Genomic DNA, 19,890 nt, shown 5'->3' on the forward strand with positions numbered 1-19,890 from the left:
ACTTCTTCAGTTGTATCTCCAGGCATTGTTGCAGTTCCTGCGATTGCTTGACCATTTTTATCAACATACTTCACATTTACTGCTGATTTTTTCTCTTTGTAGACGAATGTTACAACTTTATCATCTTCTGTTACTGTTCCTGTTTCTGGTTCTGATGTATTGTATACTCCATTATTTTCTGTTACAAGTTCATATACTTTTCCATCTGCTGTTGTAATCTTAGTCGCTTTTTTCTCAGCTACTTTATTATCATAACTTGTGCCTAACTCCGCTTCAGTAACTGCTTTTACGCCATCTGTTGTTACTGTTTCAGTTTTATCCCCTGGCAATGAAGCTGTTCCGGCTAGAGGAGTTCCTTTTTCATCTACATATTTAACTAGAACATTACCTTTAACTTCTTCATAAACATATGTTACTTCAAGTGTTTTTCCTGCTACTACTTGTCCTTCTGCAGCGCCAACGTTTTCTCCGTTTGTTACGACTGCTTCTGCAGAGTAAGTTGCGTTAGTTGTAGTAGTGCCTTCTTTTGTAACTAGTTTATATTTCTTGTTGTTAAATTCAATTGTTGCTGGTTTTTCATCAGTTTCAGCTGCGTTATAGGCTGTTCCTGCTTTAACATTTGTAGAATCTTGTACAGATGTTTTAATTTCAGTACCGTCAGTATTAATGTATTTGATGACTACTGAACCTGCTTTTTCGTAGACATAAGTAACTTCTTTTGTTTTACCTTCTTCTACTGTTCCAGTAACTGTTGCTGAGCCAGCTTTTACTCCATTATCAGAAGATACTAGGTAATATACTTCTCCAGTTGCTGTTGTAATCTTATTCGGTTTGTTAGCTGGAGTGCTTGCATCATAATTTGTACCATTTGATACATCTGTTGCATTTGCAACTGCTAATCCTTTTTCTTCTACTGTAGTTGGAGTTGTTGCATTATCAAATGTTAATTCACCTGTTAATTCAGTACCATCTGATAATTCATATTTAGTCACTACACTTCCTAGTAATTCATACTGATAAGTTACAGTAATTTCGTTTTCTTCTACTTTACCAGACGCTGGTTTAGATCCATCTAATAATCCATCACGTTCAGCAATTAGTCGGTAAACTTTACCATCTGCTGTTGTAATCTTAGTAGCTTTTTTGTCTGCAACATTGTAATCAGTATTAACACTTGCATCTGTTACAGGTTTTAATCCATCAACTGTTACTTCTTCAGTTGTATCTCCAGGCATTGTTGCAGTTCCTGCGATTGCTTGACCATTTTTATCAACATACTTCACATTTACTGCTGATTTTTTCTCTTTGTAGACGAATGTTACAACTTTATCAGCTTCTGTTACTGTTCCTGTTTCTGGATCTGATGTATTGTATAATCCATTATTTTCTGTTACAAGTTCATATACTTTTCCATCTGCTGTTGTAATCTTAGTCGCTTTTTTCTCAGCTACTTTATTATCATAACTTGTGCCTAACTCTGCTTCAGTAACTGCTGTTACACCAGCTGCTGTTACAGTTTCAGTTGTAGTTCCTGGCATTGTTGCAGTTCCTGCTAGAGGAGTTCCTTTTTCATCTACATATTTAACAAGTACATTTCCTTTAACTGTTTCATAAACATGTTTCGTATTCCCTTTATCATCAGTTTCAGTACGAACAAATTTATATCCATAAATCGGTTTATTAGGTTGCGTTCCATCAACTTCTGGCGTTACAGGGGTATTATTTTTATCAACAGTGATTGGAGTTCCAGAACTGTCCACAAATGTTGTAACTGGACGAACTGTTGGTGTGTAGGTTGTATCAGCTTTCGTACCATTTGCATCTTTAATTCGAACGCTCACAGGTTTAGCTGTTCCAACGAAATCTTCATTTGGAGTGAAGGTAATTGTCTTTTCAGCTTTATTTAACGTATACGTACCGTCACTTGTTACTACACTCTCTACTTCTGCTCCAGCATCATTTACTAATGTTAAAGTAGTAGGATCTAATTCAACACGTTCTCTATTAGGTCCTTCTTGAGTACCTTTATTGAAGTTAACTGTCTTGTCTTTATCTTCTCCAGTTTCTTCTTCATCTAGCTTAATTGGAGATGTTTGTGGTTTTCCTTTTGGTCCACTTGTTCTTGAAGCAATTGCTGTTGGTTCAACCGGGATAATTGTTGGTGTATAAGTAGCTGTTAAAGTTTTAGTAGTTACATGTCCATCTTTGTCATGAGTTAATTCTACATCAGCAGAAATTGTTGCTGGTGCTGGAATTCCTTTGAAATCTTTATTTGGTGTAAATGTAACTTCACCTGTTTCAGGTACAATTGTATACGTACCAATTTTATTAGTTGTTCCCTTTTCAAATGCATCCACTGTTGTTAATTCTGTAACTGTATTTGTTCTTGGATCCACTAATTTTGCTGGGTATTTAGCTGAAGCTGTCACTGGAGTTGATGAAGTTTCAACAGTAAATGTAGGTTTCCCTTTTTGTGGGAATCCTTGCAAGTTTTGACTCTCAGCATTAACTGGAGTTGCCGAAACCGAAGTTGGAGGTGTCACTTCTGGAATATACAATCCGTCCATTGTATTTAATGAATCATTAACATTTGGAAGGGTTGTAGCATCAGGAGTACCCCAATCTGTTGTTGTTTTATTCGTATCTTGACGGCGAATAGAAATACCATTTGCTTTACCAACAAAACCATCTGCTGGTGTAAATTCAACTTTTACATCTTTTCCATTATCTGAAACAGCAAATTTATAGGTACCTTCTCCTTCAACTGTATAAGTACCATCACTTGATAGTGTCACTACTTGACCAGTTTTATTATCAATATATGTTGGTTGCACTGTTGCGTCAATTTCAGCATCTATATCTTCTCGAACATAAACATTTTTACCTTCTGCTGTAAAGTGAATTTCTTCACGTTGAGTTTCTTTTATGTTTCCAATAGTTGTTTTCTTTTCACCTTTTGGTGGATGTGTAATTTTTGCAACAAAGTCTTCTGCTTCCCCAGAAAATGCAATCCCTGTAGGATTTACAATTTCTGATTCTGTATTTGAAATACGAACCCTTGTTCCTGCCTCTAGTAATTTTTCTACATTAGTCGCTGTTTTATTTTTAAAGTTTAATTCTACAGTACCATCTTGTGTAATAGTAGCAATTTCAGAAGCTTCATCGTCATCAAATTTACCATTTTTATTAAAATCAATCCAAGAGCGAACGTAAGCTTTCTCCGCGCCACCTGTATGTGCTTGAATCGTTAATGTATAATTACCAGCTATAGAAACATTAGCTTTAATAATACTTCCTTCATTTCCTTTAAGGTTATCAGGAAGTAATTGATTCACACCTTCGTCAGCATCACCTGATTCATCATCACCAAACCAATTTTTCTTACTATTAGTATCCGGATCAGGTCTATTACTTCCTATATATGGTTGCTTCACTTCAACCCCAGTAAAAGTATTTCTTGAATTAATTGTATGCACTGCTTCTCCATAAGACTCTGGAGCATCCCCTTCATCTAACGGAATAACTCCCATCATAGCGGATTGCATTCCTTGAGATAATACGTACATTCCGACTTCAGATGCATCTTTTGTCATTACAACAGGTACACTATAAGGACCAGCTGTCATACTAGGTCCAAACACTCCAGTTTCTAGTCCTCCAGTTTCTTTATCAGGATTTGCATAGTATTTCAGTGCTACTTTCTTACCATTTTGACCAACCGGTACAAGTGTTGTTCCATCCATCATTTCTTTCAACCTGTTCCAGTTATATTTACTTACACCTCGTGGTACATCAGTGTCTGTTAACTCAGTATTGTGTAAATTATCTAGATTTGTTGGAGTATATGGTTTAGCATCCTCTCTATTTTTTTTCAATTCTATTATTTGTTCCCAGCCATCACCATTCGTTGTGAAAATAATATTTTCACCTGGATTTGCACTTTCTGCATCAGCCATTAATACAGCAGGACGGATAGTTTTTCCTTTATAAGATGCACTTATTTCAAATTGAATACCCCAGTTTGATCCAGGTTTGTCTACTGCTATGCTAGTTTTTTTACCATTAGTATTAATACCATTATCTCTAATTTCAGACCACTCATCTTGAGCAGACGCAGTTACGCGAGCAGGTGCTCCTTGCCCATCACCTCTAGTAAGATATTGATTCGTCGCATTAGGATCAAATGTAGCTTTTTCCTCGTCTGTTGCTCCTCTTGCTTCCATTCTCTTTCTATAGATTTCTGTCGCCTGGAATGGTTTTAATGATTTCACCCTTACCCTAATACGATAATCTGGATAAACATCATTTTCATAAACAGAACCTTCTTTTAAATAAATTTTACCATTTTCTTCATCAAAATTTGTCCAGTGATTTTTATCTGCAAAATCTAACCATGTTACTTGACTGGCTAGTTTTTCAGAATGTTCTCTATTTGTATAACCTGGTCTTTCAACTTTTGGCGTACTAGTTGCATCTTCAACATCCGCTGAGATACCGGTACCCGTAGCTGTATCAGTTCTGAAACCAGTTCCTTCTTGCATCTTTTTACCATTACGGCTGTCTTGATTTTTATTTTCTTTTACTGTTTCTTCTGCTTTTATTGATTTTAAAATAGTAGTTAATGCACTAATTTCTTTAGCTTTTTTATCAGCTCCTGACTGTGTTGCACCCAAGGCACTTAAATATTGCTTAGCTTCTGCAACTAGTTTTTCGGCATTTTGGATTTGAGATGCTTGTTTTTTATTTCCTCGGATGCGTTCAATTTGAGCTTCCAAATCTGCTAATTTTGCTTGCAAGAGAGATAGATTGACAGATGGTTTTGTCTCAGTCACTTCTGTATTAGCATTCTCTGAAACTGTTGAAGCTTGGTCTGTATCTTTTTCATTTGCTTTTACAGGTTTTACTGGCTCAACTGACTTTTCTAGCCCTGCATTTGATTTTGGTTGCTCAGCTAATTCTGATTTTGTTTCACTATCTGATTTTGGCTCAGAGACAGTTCCTGCTTGCGTATTTTCTTGAGCTTGGTTTAGTCCCGTATCAGCATCCTTCGTTACCACCGTTTCAGTAGCAGAGTCTGCTTCTACCGTATCTACATTGTAACCAAACAAAAATCCTGCCCCGATTAAGACACTCGCAGCACCAACTTTTAATTTTTTAATCGAATATTTTTCGTATCTATTTCCACAAAAATATCGATGATCTTTTTGTTGTCTCGACAATTTAAACATAGCTTACCACCTTTTATATATATATATATATATGCACTCTTTGGTACAAATATACTCTTATAAATTATATCATATTTCAGAGTCACTTTTACAGTATTTGCTTATAAATTTCATTTTAAAAATATAACATTCTAAATCATTTTTTCGTACAAGTATAAATTTATATAAATATCTCCATTATCCTACCTCTAACTTTCTTTTTCATTCCTTTTATGGTAAAATGAAGAGTAATAATATTTATTAAAGAGGTAAAAACATGATTGAAGCAAGCAAATTGAAAGCTGGTATGACATTTGAAACTGCAGACGGAAAATTAATCCGCGTTTTGGAAGCTAGCCACCACAAACCAGGTAAAGGAAACACAATCATGCGTATGAAATTACGTGATGTCCGTACTGGTTCTACATTTGATACAAGCTACCGTCCAGAAGAAAAATTCGAACAAGCTATTATCGAGACTGTTCCAGCTCAATACTTGTACAAAATGGATGAAACTGCCTACTTCATGAACACTGAAACTTACGACCAATACGAAATCCCAGTCGTAAACGTTGAAAATGAATTGCTTTACATCCTTGAAAACTCTGATGTAAAAATCCAATTCTACGGAACTGAAGTAATCGGTGTAACTGTACCAACTACTGTTGAATTGACAGTTGCTGAAACACAACCATCTATCAAAGGTGCTACTGTCACAGGTTCTGGTAAACCTGCAACTATGGAAACTGGACTTGTTGTCAACGTTCCTGACTTCATCGAAGCTGGACAAAAATTGATCATCAACACTGCAGAAGGAACTTACGTTTCTCGTGCCTAATCTCTAGAAAGAGGTCATTCTATGGGAATTGAAGAACAATTTGGCGAAATCGTTATCGCTCCACGTGTACTTGAAAAAATCATTGCCATCGCAACTGCTAAAGTTGATGGTGTCCACTCATTTTCAAATAAATCCGTATCTGATACCCTATCAAAACTCTCTCTTGGTCGTGGCGTCTACTTAAAAGAAAGCAACGAAGAACTAACTGCTGACATCTACCTCTATCTTGAGTACGGTGTGAAGGTACCAAAAGTTGCTCTTGCTATTCAAAAAGCGGTCAAAGATGCTGTCCATGATATGGCTGATGTGGAACTTTCTGCTGTCAATATCCATGTTACAGGAATTGTTCCAGACAAAACACCTAAACCAGAGTTGAAAGATCTATTTAACGAGGACTTCCTCAATGACTAGTCCATTATTAGAATCTAGACGTGAACTTCGTAAATGCGCTTTTCAAGCTCTTATGAGCCTTGAATTCGGTACAGATATGGAAACGGCTTGTCACTTTGCCTACACACATGACCGTGAAGATGCAGATGTGCAAATCCCTGCCTTTCTTTTGAACTTGGTTTCTGGCGTTCAATCTCAAAAAGACGAGTTGGATAAACAAATCAACCAGCACCTCAAGTCAGGCTGGACAGTTGAACGTTTGACTTTGGTCGAAAAAAACTTACTACGCTTGGGTATCTTTGAAATTACATCATTTGATACACCTCAGCTGGTAGCAGTCAATGAAGCTATTGAACTCGCTAAGAATTTTTCAGATCAAAAAGCAGCCCGCTTTATCAACGGACTGCTTAGTCAATTTGTGACAGAAGAAAATGAATAATCGAAAAGGTGTTTGGTCTTCCAAGCACCTTTTGACTTTCCCCTCTGCACAGAGTAATACTCTTCGAAAATCTCTTCAAACCGCGTCAACGTCGCCTTGTCGTATAGATGTTACTGACTTCGTCAGTTCTAGTTTTTGTATTAGTATTTTCTAAATCGTTGGTAACGCTCTTCCAACAACTCTTCTAGCGGTTTTTGTGAGAGTATAGATAGCTCAGCTTGGAGTTCTTTCTTGACACTCTTAATCAGTTCCTTACTAGAAAGTCCTGCTTCAGAAATCACCTTATCCACCACGTCCATTTCTAACAGCTCGTGTGAAGTGATTTTCATCAGTTCTGCCGCTTCCATGGCACGACTGCCGTCCTTCCATAGAATGGAAGCAAAGCCTTCTGGGCTGAGAATGGCATAGATAGAATTTTCCAGCATCCAGACACGGTCTGCGACTGCTAGAGCCAGAGCCCCTCCTGAACCACCTTCACCGATAATAATGGCGATAATCGGAACTTTCAAGTCACTCATTTCCATGAGATTGCGAGCGATAGCTTCCCCCTGTCCACGTTCTTCCGCTCCGACACCAGGATAGGCACCTGCTGTATTGATAAAGGTCACCACTGGACGGCCAAATTTTTCAGCCTGTTTCATCAACCGTAGGGCCTTGCGGTAGCCTTCTGGATGTGGTTGGCCAAAATTCCGTCTAAGATTATCTTGTAAGCTCTTGCCTTTTTGGATACCAACCACTGTTACAGCTTGGTCACCAAGCCAGCCAATACCGCCAACAACTGCACCATCGTCACGAAAAGAACGGTCACCGTGTAATTGGATAAATTCATCAAAAATGCCTGTCGCAAAGTCCAAAGTTGTCAAGCGACTCTGCTCACGCGCTTCTCTGACTATTTTTGCACTATTCATCTAGGACCCCCTCCGTGCAATCTGACTAGGCTAGAAATGGTGTCTGGCAAATCTCTTCTTTTGACAATAGCATCCACAAAGCCATGTTCCAATAGGAATTCTGCCTTTTGGAAATCCTCAGGCAAGCTTTCACGAACCGTATTTTCAATGACACGACGCCCAGCAAAACCAACCAAGCTCTGTGGTTCAGCCAGAATGATATCTCCTTCCATAGCGAAAGAAGCTGTTACACCACCTGTTGTCGGATCTGTCAAAATGGTCAGGTAAAAGAGCCCTGCATTTGAATGCCGTTTAACTGCTGCAGAAATCTTGGCCATCTGCATGAGACTCATGATTCCTTCCTGCATACGGGCGCCACCAGAGGCGGTAAAAAGAACAACTGGCAACTGTTCAACCGTCGCATACTCAAATAAGCGAGTGATTTTTTCACCTACAACCGTACCCATAGAAGCCATGATAAAGTTGGAATCCATAATCCCAAGAGCCACAGTCTGACCTTTAATAAGAGCAGTTCCTGTCACAACGGCTTCATCCAGACCAGTTTTTTCACGCATAGTTGCTAGTTTCTTTTGATAACCAGGGAAATGCAAGGGATCCTTGCTTTCAATCCCTGTAAACAATTCCTTGAAGGTTCCCATATCAATCGTCAAAGCCAAGCGTTCTTGGGCAGAAATACGAAAGGTATAGCTACAATGTGGACAGATACGCTCACTTCCCAGATCCTTCTGATAGATGGTATGCTTACAGCCTGGACACTTAGAAAATAATTCATCTGGAACCTCTGGCTTGGCTTGAGGTTTTTCCCTAACCGAACGATTGGGATTGATTCGAATATACTTATCTTTTTTACTAAATAGAGCCATTGATTCCCCTTTTCGGTTTAAACTCTTGAAGTCATTTTATTCTTTTTCTTGATATTTAGGTAAGAAGGTTTCCATCAAGAAGGAAGTATCATAATCCCCAGCAATGACATTGCGATCTGAAATGAGGTCAAGCTGGAAATCTGCATTGGTCTGCACCCCTTCAATCTCTAGTTCATAGAGAGCACGTTGCATTTTCATCAAGGCATCAAAACGATTTTCACCGTGAACGATGATTTTGGCAATCATACTATCATAATAGGGCGGAATGGTATAACCTGGATAAACTGCTGAATCCACGCGCAAGCCAACTCCACCACTTGGCAGATAGAGATTAGTAATCTTACCTGGACTTGGAGCAAAGTTAAAGGCTGGATTTTCTGCATTGATACGACACTCGATGGCATGACCGCGTAGGACAATATCTTCTTGCTTAACAGACAAAGGCTGACCTGCTGCAATGCGAATTTGTTCCTTAACGATATCCACACCTGAAACAAACTCTGTTACTGGATGCTCTACTTGTACACGAGTATTCATTTCCATGAAATAGAATTTACCACTGGCTTCATCAAGAAGAAACTCAATAGTCCCTGCATTCTCATAGCCAACAGACTCCGCAGCTCGAACAGCCGCAGAACCAATTTCATGGCGCAGCGTTTTTCCGATTGCAATCGAAGGACTTTCTTCCAAAACTTTTTGGTTATTCCGTTGAAGAGAACAATCTCGTTCCCCCAAGTGAATCACATTTCCGTGTTCATCTCCTAGGATTTGAACCTCGATGTGACGAGCTGGATAGATAACCCGTTCTATATACATGGCACCATTGCCATAATTGGCCTTAGCTTCACTTGAGGCTGTTTCAAAGGCTGAAACAAGGTCTTCTGGTTTTTCAACCTTACGAATCCCTTTACCACCACCACCTGCTGAAGCCTTGAGCATAACAGGATAGCCAATTTTTTCAGCGACAGTCAAAGCTTCCTCAGAGTTATGCACTTCTCCATCTGAACCTGGAATGACAGGTACACCTGCTTTGATCATCTGAGCACGCGCATTGATCTTGTCTCCCATCATATCCATTACATGACCAGATGGACCGATAAACTTGATGCCAACCTCTTCACACATAGTTGCAAATTTGGAATTTTCACTGAGAAATCCAAAACCAGGGTGAATGGCTTCTGCCTCAGTCAAGACTGCAGCTGATAGAACCGCATTGATATTGAGATAAGACTCTGTTGCCTTACCAGGCCCGATACAAACAGCCTCATCTGCCAAAAGCGTATGAAGGGCTTCCTTATCAGCAGTTGAATAAACCGCCACCGTCGCAATCCCCAATTCACGCGCCACACGGATAATACGAACCGCAATTTCACCACGATTGGCAATTAAAATTTTTCGAAACATGGAGAACCTCCTTAGTTTCCAATTGCAAAGGTAAGAGTACCACTAGCAGCAAGCTTGCCATCCACTTCAGCTTTGGCTTCAACCACGGCAATGGTACCACGACGTTTTACAAAAGTCGCCGTCATAACCAATTGGTCGCCTGGTACAACTTGCTTCTTAAACTTAACCTTGTCCATACCAGCGTAAAAAACTAGTTTCCCTTTATTTTCAGGCTTAGACAATTCCAAGACACCCGCTGTTTGCGCCAAGGCTTCCATGATAAGAACACCTGGCATAACTGGGTATTGAGGAAAATGGCCGTTAAAGAAGGGCTCATTGATGGTCACATTTTTGATGGCAACAATAGTATCCTCGCTCACTTCCAAGACACGGTCCACTAGAAGCATAGGATAGCGGTGAGGCAGAGCTTCTTTGATTCCTTGAATATCGATCATTTGATACGTACCAATCCTTTACCAAACTCAACCATTTCTTCGTTAGAAACGAGAATTTCCGTTACCACACCATCCTTAGGAGCTGGGATTTCATTCATGACTTTCATGGCTTCGATAATTACCAATGTTTGACCTTTTTTAACACTATCACCAACTGTAACGAAGGCAGGTTTATCAGGACCAGCAGCCAAGTAAGCCACCCCAACAAGTGGACTCTCTACAAGATCTCCCTCAGCAGCCACACTTGTTTCTGCTGAAGCTGGAACCTCTTCTGTTACAGTCTCTGATGGAGCAGATGTAGGAGCTACTGGACTCGGTGTTGCTAGAATGGGTGCTGGAGCGACTTGAGCTGCAACTTCAGGCACAGGTCTCGCTTCATTCTTGCTAAACTGCAACTCATCCGTCCCATTTTTATAAGAAAATTCTCTCAAACTTGACTGGTCAAATTGAGCCATCAAGTCTTTAATATCGTTTAAATTCATAGTTATTTATTCTCCCAACGTTTGAAAGCAAGAACTGCATTGTGGCCACCAAAACCAAAAGTATTTGAAATAGCGTATGGAATTTCTTGCTCCAAGCCTTGTCCATAAACGACATTGGCTTCGATATAATCCGATACTTCACTTGTCCCAGCTGTCATTGGAACAAAGTTATGACGCATAGCTTCGATAGTGACAATAGCTTCTACTGCACCTGCAGCCCCCAGCAAATGTCCTGTGAAAGACTTGGTTGATGATACAGGCACTTCCTTACCAAGAACAGCTACGATGGCACCACTTTCTCCTTTTTCATTGGCAGGAGTTGAGGTTCCGTGAGCATTGACATAGGCTACTTGTTCTGGGGAAATCTCAGCTTCTTCCAAGGCTAATTTGATGGCCTTGATAGCTCCCTGACCTTCTGGATGAGGAGAAGTCATGTGGTAGGCATCACAGGTGTGTCCGTAACCAACTACTTCAGCAAGGATAGTAGCCCCACGTTTTTCAGCGTGTTCCAGACTTTCAAGAACCAACATCCCTGAACCTTCCCCCATAACAAAACCATTGCGGTCCTTATCAAATGGGATAGAAGCACGAGTTGGATCCTCTGTAGTAGAGAGAGCTGTTAGGGCTTGGAAACCAGCAATAGCAAAAGGTGTAATAGAGGCTTCTGAACCACCTACCAACATAACATCTTGGAAACCAAATTTAATTGAGCGGAAGGCATCCCCAATCGCGTCATTTGATGAAGCGCAGGCAGTATTGATGGATTTACAAACACCGTTTGCTCCAAAACGCATGGCAACATTTCCTGAAGCCATATTTGGCAAGGCTTTTGGAAGGGTCAATGGTTTCACACGTTTTGGTCCTTTGTCATTTAGGCGAATCACTTGATCTTCAATTTCTTTGATTCCACCAATGCCAGAGGCAACGATAACACCAAAACGATCTTTATCAAGAGCCTCTACATCCAAATTGGCATGATTAACAGCTTCTTGGGCTGCGTACAAGGCATACAAAGAGTAGTTATCAAAACGATTGGTATCTTTCTTTACAAAGTATTTATCAAAAGGAAAATCTTGGATTTCTGCTGCATTATGCACATCAAAGTCACTATGATCAAATTTTGTAATTTGACCAATTCCGATTTTTCCAGTTGTCAAACTATTCCAAAATTCTTCTGGTGTATTTCCGATTGGAGATGTTACTCCATAACCTGTTACTACTACGCGATTTAGTTTCATCTTTTTTACCTCTAGCTTCTGCTACATACTTAAGCCACCATCAATGGCAACCACTTGACCAGTTAGATAATCTTGACCTGCTAAAAATACTGTCATATCTGCAACCTGCTCTGCCTGCCCAAATTCTTTCATAGGAATTTGAGCCAGCATGGCATCTTTTACCTTGTCTGATAGAACAGCTGTCATATCGGACTCAATCATTCCAGGTGCAATAGCATTAACCCTGATATTGCGATTGGCCACTTCACGCGCCACAGACTTGGTAAAACCAATCAAACCAGCCTTAGAAGCTGCATAGTTAGCTTGACCGATATTTCCCATCAAACCAACAACACTAGACATATTAATGATAGCACCTTCTCTGGCTTTCATCATCGGTTTCAAGACTGATTGTGTCATGTTAAAGGCACCAGTCAGGTTCACCTTGAGAACTTTTTCAAAATCCGCTTCTGTCATCTTGAGCATCAGGGTATCTTGAGTAATTCCTGCATTGTTAACCAAAACATCTACTGAACCTAGCTCTGCAATAGCTTGATCAACCATACGCTTAGCGTCTGCAAAATCTGACACGTCTCCTGAAATGGGAACCACCTTGACACCATAGTTTGAAAACTCAGCGAGCAATTCTTCTGAGATTGCCCCACGACTGTTTAAAACAATATTGGCTCCTGCTTGAGCAAACTTGTGGGCGATGGCAAGACCAATTCCACGACTCGAACCTGTAATAAAGATATTTTTATTTTTTAGTTGCATTCTTTTCTCCTGTTTCCTCTTGTATTTATGGGAGAAGGGATTACTTGTTTTCTAGCAAGGCTTCCAAGCTAGCCTGATCTTCAACATTGGCTAATTTAGCTGTCTTATCAATTTTTTTCACAAAGCCTGACAAGACTTTCCCCGGACCAATCTCGATAAAGTTGGTTACGCCTGCTTCTTGCATGACCCCAATACTTTCATAGAAACGAACTGGCTCCTTGACCTGACGCGTCAAAAGTTGAGCAATGTCTTCTTTTTTCATAACTGCAGCTTCTGTATTGCCGACTAGGGGACAAGTGAAATCTGAAAAACTTACCTGAGCTAGAGTTTCAGCCAGTTTCTGGCTAGCAGGCTCAAGGAGAGCGGTATGAAAAGGTCCTGAAACATTAAGAGGAATCAAGCGTTTGGCGCCTGCTTCCTGCAAGAGTTCAACAGCTCGATCGACTGCAACCACTTCTCCACCAATCACGATTTGTGCAGGTGTATTATAGTTTGCTGGGGTAACCACTCCAAGTTCAGAAGCTTTTTGACAGGCTTCTTCAATGACCTCTACTGACGTATTGAGAACAGCCACCATCTTGCCAGAGCCAGCAGGGGCCGCTTCTTCCATATAGGCGCCACGCTTAGCAACCAAGACAACCGCATCTTCAAAATCCAAGGCACCGCTGGCCACCAAGGCAGAGTATTCTCCAAGAGACAAACCAGCAACCATATCAGGCTGATAGCCCTTTTCTTGCAATAAACGGTAGATAGCAACCGAAGTCGCTAGAATAGCTGGTTGCGTATAGCGGGTCTGATTGAGTTTTTCTTCTTCTGTATCGATGAGATGACGCAAATCATAACCAAGAACCTGACTCGCTTGATCAATCGTTTCTTGGACAATCGGATAGTGATCATAGAGATCCCGTCCCATACCTAGATACTGGGCACCTTGACCAGCAAATAAAAAGGCTGTTTTAGTCATTTCTTACAACTCCTGCCCAACGAGAGGCTTCTTCTTGAATTTTCTTAGCTGCTCCGTAATACAAATCTTTTAGGATTTCTTCAACGGTTTCTTCTTTGGAAACAAGCCCTGCAATTTGACCTGCCATAACAGATCCACCATCCACATCTCCGTGAACAACCGCTTTAGCTAGAGCACCCGCTCCCATTTGTTCAAAGATTTCCAAATCAGGACTTTCTTGTTTAAAGGCATCTTTTTCGGCTTTTTCAAAATCACGAGTCAACTGATTTTTAATTGCCCGAACAGCATGTCCAAAGTGTTGAGCTGAAATCGTAGTATCAATATCCCTAGCTTTTAAAATTTTCGCCTTATAATTTGGATGGGCATTAGACTCTTTGGCAACGACAAAGCGAGTTCCAACCTGAACAGCCTCTGCACCTAGCATAAATCCAGCCGCAGCACCTTCACCATCCGCAATTCCTCCTGCAGCAATAACAGGAATAGATACAGCTGCCGCCACTTGACGCACCAAGGTCATGGTTGTTAATTTGCCAATGTGCCCCCCAGCTTCCATTCCTTCTGCAATAACAGCATCCGCACCGATTTTTTCCATGCGTTTAGCTAGGGCAACACTTGGTACAACAGGAATGACTGTGATCCCAGCTTCATGGAAGCGTTCCATGTATTTGCCAGGATTTCCTGCACCTGTTGTCACTACCTTAACCCCTTCCTCAATAACAAGGTCTACAATATCTTCCACAAAGGGTGACAAGATCATGATGTTGACACCAAAGGGTTTATCCGTTAACGATTTGATTTTATCAATATTTGCCTTGACAACTTCTTTAGGGGCATTCCCCCCACCGATAATCCCTAGTCCTCCAGCCTTGGAAACAGCCCCTGCCAAATCACCATCAGCAACCCAAGCCATTCCTCCTTGGAAAATAGGATACTCAATGTTCAATAATTCTGTAATACGCGTTTTCATAGTGCCTCCATCGTTTCTTGCTTACGTAATAGTTCGATACTGTCATAATTTGACAATCAAACTATTGCCTAAACAAGAGGGAGCGGGTTTCCCTACTCCTTCTATCTTATATTCTGCTTATTTTGTTTGCTCTTCAACGTAGGCAACCAAGTCACCAACTGTTTTCAAGTCATCTTCTGCTTCGATTTGGATATCAAAAGCATCTTCAATTTCTGAGATTACTTGGAACAAGTCCAATGAATCTGCATCCAAATCATCAAAAGTTGATTCAAGTGTTACTTCTGATGCGTCTTTTCCAAGTTCTTCAACGATAATTTCTTGTACTTTTTCAAATACTGCCATGATAGGACTCCTTTAAAATAAATAGTTTTTTATAACAATGTGTTCACCACATGATTACCTAAATTGTAAGAATGAGCGTGCCCCATGTCAAGCCTCCACCGAAGCCTGATAGTAGAACAGTCTGGCTACCATCTAAACGGATGAGGCCTTGTTCTACACACTCTGAAAGTAAAATCGGGATACTGGCTGCACTGGTATTGCCATATTCCATCATATTGGCTGGAAGTTTATCTCGGTTAACACCAATTTTTTTAGCCATTTTATCCAAGATACGGTCATTAGCCTGATGAAGTAGCAGATAATCCAAGTCTGTCGCCTCTACAGGAGATTCTTCAATAGTCTGCTTGATAGACTTGGCTACATCCCGAATAGCAAAATCAAAAACTGCGCGTCCATCCATCTTCAAAAACGAATCTGCACTTTCTTGATCTGAAAATGGAGAATGTAGGCCTGAATGTCCATAGGTCAGACACTCGCTGCGACTTCCATCGCTATTGAGACTCTCTGCCAAGAAATGCTCTTGTTCGCTAGCTTCTAACAAGACACCACCAGCACCATCTCCAAACAAAACAGCTGTTGATCGGTCTGACCAATCGACTGCTTTAGAGAGAGTTTCACTACCAATCACCAAGCCTTTTTGAAAGCGACCAGAAGCGATAAACTTTTCAGCAGTTGAAAGAGCAAAAACAAATCCACTGCAAGCCGCTGTTAGGTCAAAAGCAAAGGCCTTATTAGCACCAATATTAGCTTGAACACGAGCAGCTGTAGAGGGCATCATCGAATCAGGAGTAATGGTAGCTAGGATGATAAAATCTAACTCCTCTCCTGTGATTCCAGCTTTTGCAATCAGTTTCTTAGCAACTTCTGTAGCCAAATCACTGGTAGATTCTGTTCTTGAAATATGCCTTTGTCGTATTCCCGTCCGACTTGAAATCCACTCATCATTGGTATCCATAATCTGAGCCAAATCATGATTTGTAACCACTTGCTCTGGCACATAATGAGCAACCTGGCTTATTTTTGCAAAAGCCATTATTTCAAATCCTCCAAAAATTGATAAAGTTTAGTCAAACCTTTGCTCATAACTTCAGTTTCTTCCTTGCTCATACCGTCAATAATATTTTCGACCATAGCCTTATGGAAGCGTTTATGAAGTCTATGAACCAAGCGACCTTTCTTTGTCAAATGCAGATGCACCACACGACGATCCTGCTCTGAGCGAATGCGTTCAATGTAACCCTTGCGTTCAAGATTATTCAAACTAGTCGTAACCGTCCCAAGAGTCACCATCAACTCTTTTGACACTTGACTTGGCGTCACATCTGGGAATTTTCCAATTACATCGATTGTATGTACTTCTTTGATGGAGATATCTTTGAAACGACTACCCCTCAAGCTAACTTCCTCGATGACGAGGACATTGTTAAATATAGATGTTAAATATTCATTAATTCGTTGGTAGTCCAATCTCTTTTCCCTCCTTTTCAAAAAACTTTCACAATCAAAACATTTGACAAAAAAATTATATCAAACTTCAAAGAACAGTGCAAGTATTTTCTTATTTTCCAGTAAATTTCGGTCTTCTTCTCTCCGAATGAGCCCGAACTCCCTCTTTGAAATCCTCTGTTTGAGCTAAGGATTCCTGTAGGTTCAGTTCTAAAGTAGCATAATCCTGCCAGTCTTTAAATTGGCTCTCCCAAACCAACTTCTTGATGGCTGCATAGGAATTACTTGAACCACGTCTTAATTTTTTAAGAAGCTGTTCTCTCGTCTTTTCAAGTTTATCAGCTTCACAGACGCGGTAAACCAGCCCCCACTCCAGAGCTTTTTCTGCGGTTAAGGCCTCTCCTGTCATAGCTAGTTGAGCAGCACGCGTCACACCAATACTGCGGCTCAAGAGATGAATCCCTCCTGCATCCGGAGCCAAGCCAACTCCAACAAAGGCTTGGATAAACTTAGCCTTATCCGTTGCAAGACAGAAATCTGCAGCAACAGCCATATTAGCTGCAGCACCTGCAACAGCTCCATCAACCTCCATCAAGACAGGCTTAGCAATTTGCTTGATTTTATAGGAAATAGTATTGACTAATTCTGCGATTTTTGTCAATGATGGAATATCATCCTCATCGACTGCTCGCTTCATCTCAACCAAATCTCCCCCAACGGAGAAGACTTTGCCATTCGCGTTGATTAAGACAAAATGCACAGCCGGATCCTCTTCTGCCAAAGTCAGAGCTTCTAAAACCTCCTCACACATAGGGATATGAAAACCATTCGCGACCTCAGGACGATTCAAGGTAAGGATTGCCAAGTCCTCATCAAGCTGATAAATAATGTGTTCCATCAGGGCTCCTTTTTATTTTATAAGCAGTTTATACTCTTCGAAAATCTCTTCAAACCACGTCAGCTTCGCCTTGCCGTAGGTATGGTTACTGACTTCGTCAGTTCTATTCACAACCTCAAAACAGTGTTTTGAGCTGACTTCGTCAGTCTTATTTACAACCTCAAAGCAGTGTTTTGAGCTGACTTCGTCAGTCTTATTTACAACCTCAAAGCAGTGCTTTGACCAGTCTACGGCTAGCTTCCTAGTTTGCTCTTTGATTTTCATTGAGTGTTAAATTATTTTATTTTCAAAGTATAGCTTTTTTAAAACTCGAAAGCAAGAAAAAATCGACTAAAAGTGTCTCAGCCGATTTTGATTTTTAAAAGTTAATCATCTTATTTGAATCAATACACTTAATATGATATAATTAAAAAAAGTATTTTTGAAAAAGGAGTAAATCCATGTATAGAAACTTGATAAAAGTCGCAAAAGATGTCGTAAAGTTGGCAAATAAAAGAGATAAAGATAGACGAGAGAACAAAACTTTCAAAATTATTTCTTTAGCTGATATACAAATTTCAGATGAAGTTGATTTGCTCTCAAAACAAATAGTAGAACTTCTCATGAAATTGAATCGTGATGAAGTCATTGCACTTCAAACCATCATGTATTTAGGTAGAGAAAATAATGTTGAACAAAAATCTCCTGACGAAATCTTTTTCACCCGTTTTGATGAGGTAAAATCATCAAGTCAAGATTCTAAAGAAATAGAAGTTCTTTACATGGTTGACAAACCATTAGGTGAATATCTTACAGAAGGATACCGAATCCTCGGAATTAAACTTTAAATCAAATTTAGAAACCATATGCAGTAAGTCTTAGGACAAACTGCTTTTTATATTCCTTTTTCTTCATTGAAAAAAGGCTTTCTTTCTGCTATAATCGTATAAAATACTTACTTTAGGAGTTCTTATGAAAGTTGTTAAATTTGGAGGTAGCTCTCTTGCCTCTGCTAGTCAATTAGAAAAAGTTTTAAACATCGTCAAAAGCGATTCAGAGCGTCGTTTTGTAGTCGTTTCTGCGCCTGGTAAACGCAATGCTGAAGATACTAAGGTTACGGATGCCTTGATTAAATACTACCGCGACTATGTTGCTGGTAACGATATTAGCAAGAGCCAAAACTGGATTATCGACCGCTATGCTGCTATGGTTAGTGAACTAGGTCTTAAACCAGCTGTACTAGAAAAAATTTCTAAAAGCATTCGTGCCTTAGCCACTCTTCCTATTGATGAAAATGAATTTCTCTACGATACTTTCCTAGCAGCTGGTGAAAATAACAATGCTAAGTTAATCGCTGCCTACTTTAATCAAAACGGGATCGATGCACGCTATGTGCACCCTAGAGAAGCTGGTATTGTGGTCACAAGTGAACCTGGTCACGCTCGCATCATTCCATCAAGTTATGACAAGATTGAAGAATTGACAAATGCAAATGAAGTCCTTGTCATTCCTGGTTTCTTTGGAGTTACCAAGGAAAATCAAATCTGTACCTTCTCACGTGGAGGATCAGACATTACAGGTTCTATCATTGCTGCCGGTGTTAAGGCCGATCTCTATGAAAACTTTACAGACGTTGATGGTATCTTTGCAGCCCACCCTGGTATTATTCACCAACCACACTCTATCCCAGAGTTGACCTACCGTGAAATGCGTGAGTTGGCCTATGCAGGCTTCTCAGTCCTTCATGACGAAGCCCTTCTACCTGCCTACCGTGGAAAAATTCCTCTGGTTATCAAGAATACCAACAATCCTGATCATCCAGGTACTCGTATCGTTCTAAAACATAGTAGTGATGAATTCCCAGTTGTGGGAATTGCTGGTGACTCTGGCTTTGTCAGCATTAATATGTCTAAATACCTCATGAACCGTGAGGTTGGATTTGGACGCAAAGTTCTTCAAATCCTTGAAGATCTTAACATCGGTTGGGAACATATGCCAACAGGTATCGACGATCTTTCAATCATCCTCCGTTCTCGCGAACTAACTCCTATCAAGGAAGAAGAAATCCTTCGTCAGTTGGTTCAAAAGGCTGAAGTAGACCATGCAGAAATCGAGCACGACCTTTCAATCATTATGATTGTTGGAGAAAAGATGAAGAGCCATATCGGAGTAACTGCTACAGCGACACGTGCTCTATCTGAAAATAAGATCAACATCCAGATGATGTCTCAAGGTTCTAGTGAAGTATCTATTATGTTTGTTGTCCATAAGGACCAAGAGAAAGCAGCTATTAAAGCCCTCTACAATGCCTTTTTCGGTGAAAGTAAGGAAGACTAAG

20 protein-coding genes are annotated in these 19,890 nt (G+C 40.2%); 5 read left to right on the forward strand and 15 right to left on the reverse strand.

Annotated elements, in window-relative coordinates:
* A partial coding sequence (locus SK608_RS08150) for a GEVED domain-containing protein (protein WP_033678105.1) occupies positions 1-5,228 on the reverse strand: 5,228 nt, incomplete at its 3' end.
* 256 nt (positions 5,229-5,484) lie between these two features.
* Here SK608_RS08150 and efp point away from each other — a divergent pair.
* From efp to nusB, 3 genes are read left to right on the forward strand one after another with little or no spacing between them, the layout of a single operon-like run.
* The gene (gene efp, locus SK608_RS08155; RefSeq protein WP_000568643.1) at positions 5,485-6,045 is read left to right on the forward strand and encodes an elongation factor P; all 561 of its coding nucleotides are present in this window, start codon (positions 5,485-5,487) and stop codon (positions 6,043-6,045) included.
* Positions 6,046-6,066: 21 nt separating this feature from the next.
* Complete coding sequence (locus SK608_RS08160) at positions 6,067-6,456, forward strand: Asp23/Gls24 family envelope stress response protein (protein WP_023938546.1); 390 nt, start codon at positions 6,067-6,069, stop codon at positions 6,454-6,456.
* Positions 6,449-6,874 (forward strand): transcription antitermination factor NusB, encoded by a 426-nt coding sequence (gene nusB / locus SK608_RS08165; protein WP_033678107.1) that lies wholly within the window; start codon positions 6,449-6,451, stop codon positions 6,872-6,874. Before SK608_RS08160 ends, nusB begins: the two co-directional genes overlap by 8 nt.
* Before the next feature lie 140 nt (positions 6,875-7,014).
* Here the strand turns inward: nusB and SK608_RS08170 are convergent, their stop codons facing one another.
* The 14 genes from SK608_RS08170 to SK608_RS11360 form a co-directional block, all read right to left on the reverse strand.
* A complete protein-coding gene (locus SK608_RS08170) occupies positions 7,015-7,782 on the reverse strand; it encodes an acetyl-CoA carboxylase carboxyl transferase subunit alpha (protein ID WP_033678109.1) in 768 nt (255 codons plus the stop codon).
* Entirely contained in the window at positions 7,779-8,645 is an 867-nt protein-coding gene (gene accD, locus SK608_RS08175; protein ID WP_033678111.1) for an acetyl-CoA carboxylase, carboxyltransferase subunit beta, read from the reverse strand. Before accD ends, SK608_RS08170 begins: the two co-directional genes overlap by 4 nt.
* A 36-nt stretch (positions 8,646-8,681) precedes the next feature.
* On the reverse strand, positions 8,682-10,049 hold the full coding sequence (gene accC, locus SK608_RS08180) for an acetyl-CoA carboxylase biotin carboxylase subunit (RefSeq protein WP_033678113.1): 1,368 nt from the start codon (positions 10,047-10,049) through the stop codon (positions 8,682-8,684).
* 11 nt (positions 10,050-10,060) lie between these two features.
* A complete protein-coding gene (fabZ, locus tag SK608_RS08185; protein ID WP_000565515.1) occupies positions 10,061-10,483 on the reverse strand; it encodes a 3-hydroxyacyl-ACP dehydratase FabZ in 423 nt (140 codons plus the stop codon).
* Positions 10,480-10,965: an acetyl-CoA carboxylase biotin carboxyl carrier protein gene (gene accB / locus SK608_RS08190; RefSeq protein ID WP_033678115.1), complete on the reverse strand. Its 486-nt coding sequence runs from the start codon at positions 10,963-10,965 to the stop codon at positions 10,480-10,482. Before accB ends, fabZ begins: the two co-directional genes overlap by 4 nt.
* Positions 10,966-10,967: 2 nt before the next feature.
* The gene (fabF, locus tag SK608_RS08195; RefSeq protein ID WP_000774072.1) at positions 10,968-12,203 is read right to left on the reverse strand and encodes a beta-ketoacyl-ACP synthase II; all 1,236 of its coding nucleotides are present in this window, start codon (positions 12,201-12,203) and stop codon (positions 10,968-10,970) included.
* A gap of 21 nt (positions 12,204-12,224) precedes the next feature.
* Entirely contained in the window at positions 12,225-12,956 is a 732-nt protein-coding gene (gene fabG, locus SK608_RS08200) for a 3-oxoacyl-[acyl-carrier-protein] reductase (protein WP_033678117.1), read from the reverse strand.
* Positions 12,957-12,996: 40 nt separating this feature from the next.
* Positions 12,997-13,920 carry an ACP S-malonyltransferase gene (gene fabD / locus SK608_RS08205; RefSeq protein WP_033678120.1) on the reverse strand — a complete coding sequence of 308 codons (924 nt, stop codon included), beginning with the start codon at positions 13,918-13,920 and terminating at the stop codon, positions 12,997-12,999.
* The gene (gene fabK / locus SK608_RS08210) at positions 13,913-14,887 is read right to left on the reverse strand and encodes an enoyl-[acyl-carrier-protein] reductase FabK (RefSeq protein ID WP_033678122.1); all 975 of its coding nucleotides are present in this window, start codon (positions 14,885-14,887) and stop codon (positions 13,913-13,915) included. Before fabK ends, fabD begins: the two co-directional genes overlap by 8 nt.
* Before the next feature lie 117 nt (positions 14,888-15,004).
* On the reverse strand, positions 15,005-15,229 hold the full coding sequence (locus SK608_RS08215; RefSeq protein ID WP_000257838.1) for an acyl carrier protein: 225 nt from the start codon (positions 15,227-15,229) through the stop codon (positions 15,005-15,007).
* Positions 15,230-15,287: 58 nt separating this feature from the next.
* A complete protein-coding gene (locus SK608_RS08220) occupies positions 15,288-16,262 on the reverse strand; it encodes a beta-ketoacyl-ACP synthase III (RefSeq protein ID WP_033678125.1) in 975 nt (324 codons plus the stop codon).
* Complete coding sequence (gene fabT / locus SK608_RS08225) at positions 16,262-16,696, reverse strand: fatty acid biosynthesis transcriptional regulator FabT (RefSeq protein ID WP_000386358.1); 435 nt, start codon at positions 16,694-16,696, stop codon at positions 16,262-16,264. The genes SK608_RS08220 and fabT overlap by 1 nt, the downstream gene beginning before the upstream one ends.
* Positions 16,697-16,787: 91 nt before the next feature.
* The gene (locus SK608_RS08230; RefSeq protein WP_033678128.1) at positions 16,788-17,573 is read right to left on the reverse strand and encodes an enoyl-CoA hydratase; all 786 of its coding nucleotides are present in this window, start codon (positions 17,571-17,573) and stop codon (positions 16,788-16,790) included.
* 12 nt (positions 17,574-17,585) lie between these two features.
* Positions 17,586-17,837: a hypothetical protein gene (locus tag SK608_RS11360; RefSeq protein WP_033678131.1), complete on the reverse strand. Its 252-nt coding sequence runs from the start codon at positions 17,835-17,837 to the stop codon at positions 17,586-17,588.
* A gap of 176 nt (positions 17,838-18,013) precedes the next feature.
* On the opposite strand from SK608_RS11360, the gene SK608_RS08240 reads away from it, so the two are divergent.
* Together SK608_RS08240 and SK608_RS08245 are read left to right on the forward strand one after the other, a co-directional pair.
* Positions 18,014-18,400 (forward strand): DUF3775 domain-containing protein, encoded by a 387-nt coding sequence (locus tag SK608_RS08240; RefSeq protein ID WP_033678134.1) that lies wholly within the window; start codon positions 18,014-18,016, stop codon positions 18,398-18,400.
* A gap of 124 nt (positions 18,401-18,524) precedes the next feature.
* Positions 18,525-19,889 carry an aspartate kinase gene (locus SK608_RS08245; protein WP_000869661.1) on the forward strand — a complete coding sequence of 455 codons (1,365 nt, stop codon included), beginning with the start codon at positions 18,525-18,527 and terminating at the stop codon, positions 19,887-19,889.
* Position 19,890 lies beyond the last annotated feature (1 nt).

Origin of the sequence: Streptococcus mitis subsp. hohhotensis, assembly GCF_000722775.1 — a bacterium.
Lineage (GTDB): Bacteria > Bacillota > Bacilli > Lactobacillales > Streptococcaceae > Streptococcus > Streptococcus carlssonii.

Excerpts from the sequence above, each read along its gene's own strand:
- efp (WP_000568643.1), top strand. The coding sequence starts at position 5,485 with ATGATTGAAGCAAGCAAATTGAAAGCTGGTATGACATTTGAAACTGCA.
- SK608_RS08160 (WP_023938546.1), top strand. The coding sequence starts at position 6,067 with ATGGGAATTGAAGAACAATTTGGCGAAATCGTTATCGCTCCACGTGTA.
- nusB (WP_033678107.1), top strand. The coding sequence starts at position 6,449 with ATGACTAGTCCATTATTAGAATCTAGACGTGAACTTCGTAAATGCGCT.
- SK608_RS08170 (WP_033678109.1), bottom strand. The coding sequence starts at position 7,782 with ATGAATAGTGCAAAAATAGTCAGAGAAGCGCGTGAGCAGAGTCGCTTG.
- accD (WP_033678111.1), bottom strand. The coding sequence starts at position 8,645 with ATGGCTCTATTTAGTAAAAAAGATAAGTATATTCGAATCAATCCCAAT.
- accC (WP_033678113.1), bottom strand. The coding sequence starts at position 10,049 with ATGTTTCGAAAAATTTTAATTGCCAATCGTGGTGAAATTGCGGTTCGT.
- fabZ (WP_000565515.1), bottom strand. The coding sequence starts at position 10,483 with ATGATCGATATTCAAGGAATCAAAGAAGCTCTGCCTCACCGCTATCCT.
- accB (WP_033678115.1), bottom strand. The coding sequence starts at position 10,965 with ATGAATTTAAACGATATTAAAGACTTGATGGCTCAATTTGACCAGTCA.
- fabF (WP_000774072.1), bottom strand. The coding sequence starts at position 12,203 with ATGAAACTAAATCGCGTAGTAGTAACAGGTTATGGAGTAACATCTCCA.
- fabG (WP_033678117.1), bottom strand. The coding sequence starts at position 12,956 with ATGCAACTAAAAAATAAAAATATCTTTATTACAGGTTCGAGTCGTGGA.
- fabD (WP_033678120.1), bottom strand. The coding sequence starts at position 13,920 with ATGACTAAAACAGCCTTTTTATTTGCTGGTCAAGGTGCCCAGTATCTA.
- fabK (WP_033678122.1), bottom strand. The coding sequence starts at position 14,887 with ATGAAAACGCGTATTACAGAATTATTGAACATTGAGTATCCTATTTTC.
- SK608_RS08215 (WP_000257838.1), bottom strand. The coding sequence starts at position 15,229 with ATGGCAGTATTTGAAAAAGTACAAGAAATTATCGTTGAAGAACTTGGA.
- SK608_RS08220 (WP_033678125.1), bottom strand. The coding sequence starts at position 16,262 with ATGGCTTTTGCAAAAATAAGCCAGGTTGCTCATTATGTGCCAGAGCAA.
- SK608_RS08230 (WP_033678128.1), bottom strand. The coding sequence starts at position 17,573 with ATGGAACACATTATTTATCAGCTTGATGAGGACTTGGCAATCCTTACC.
- SK608_RS11360 (WP_033678131.1), bottom strand. The coding sequence starts at position 17,837 with ATGAAAATCAAAGAGCAAACTAGGAAGCTAGCCGTAGACTGGTCAAAG.
- SK608_RS08240 (WP_033678134.1), top strand. The coding sequence starts at position 18,014 with ATGTATAGAAACTTGATAAAAGTCGCAAAAGATGTCGTAAAGTTGGCA.
- SK608_RS08245 (WP_000869661.1), top strand. The coding sequence starts at position 18,525 with ATGAAAGTTGTTAAATTTGGAGGTAGCTCTCTTGCCTCTGCTAGTCAA.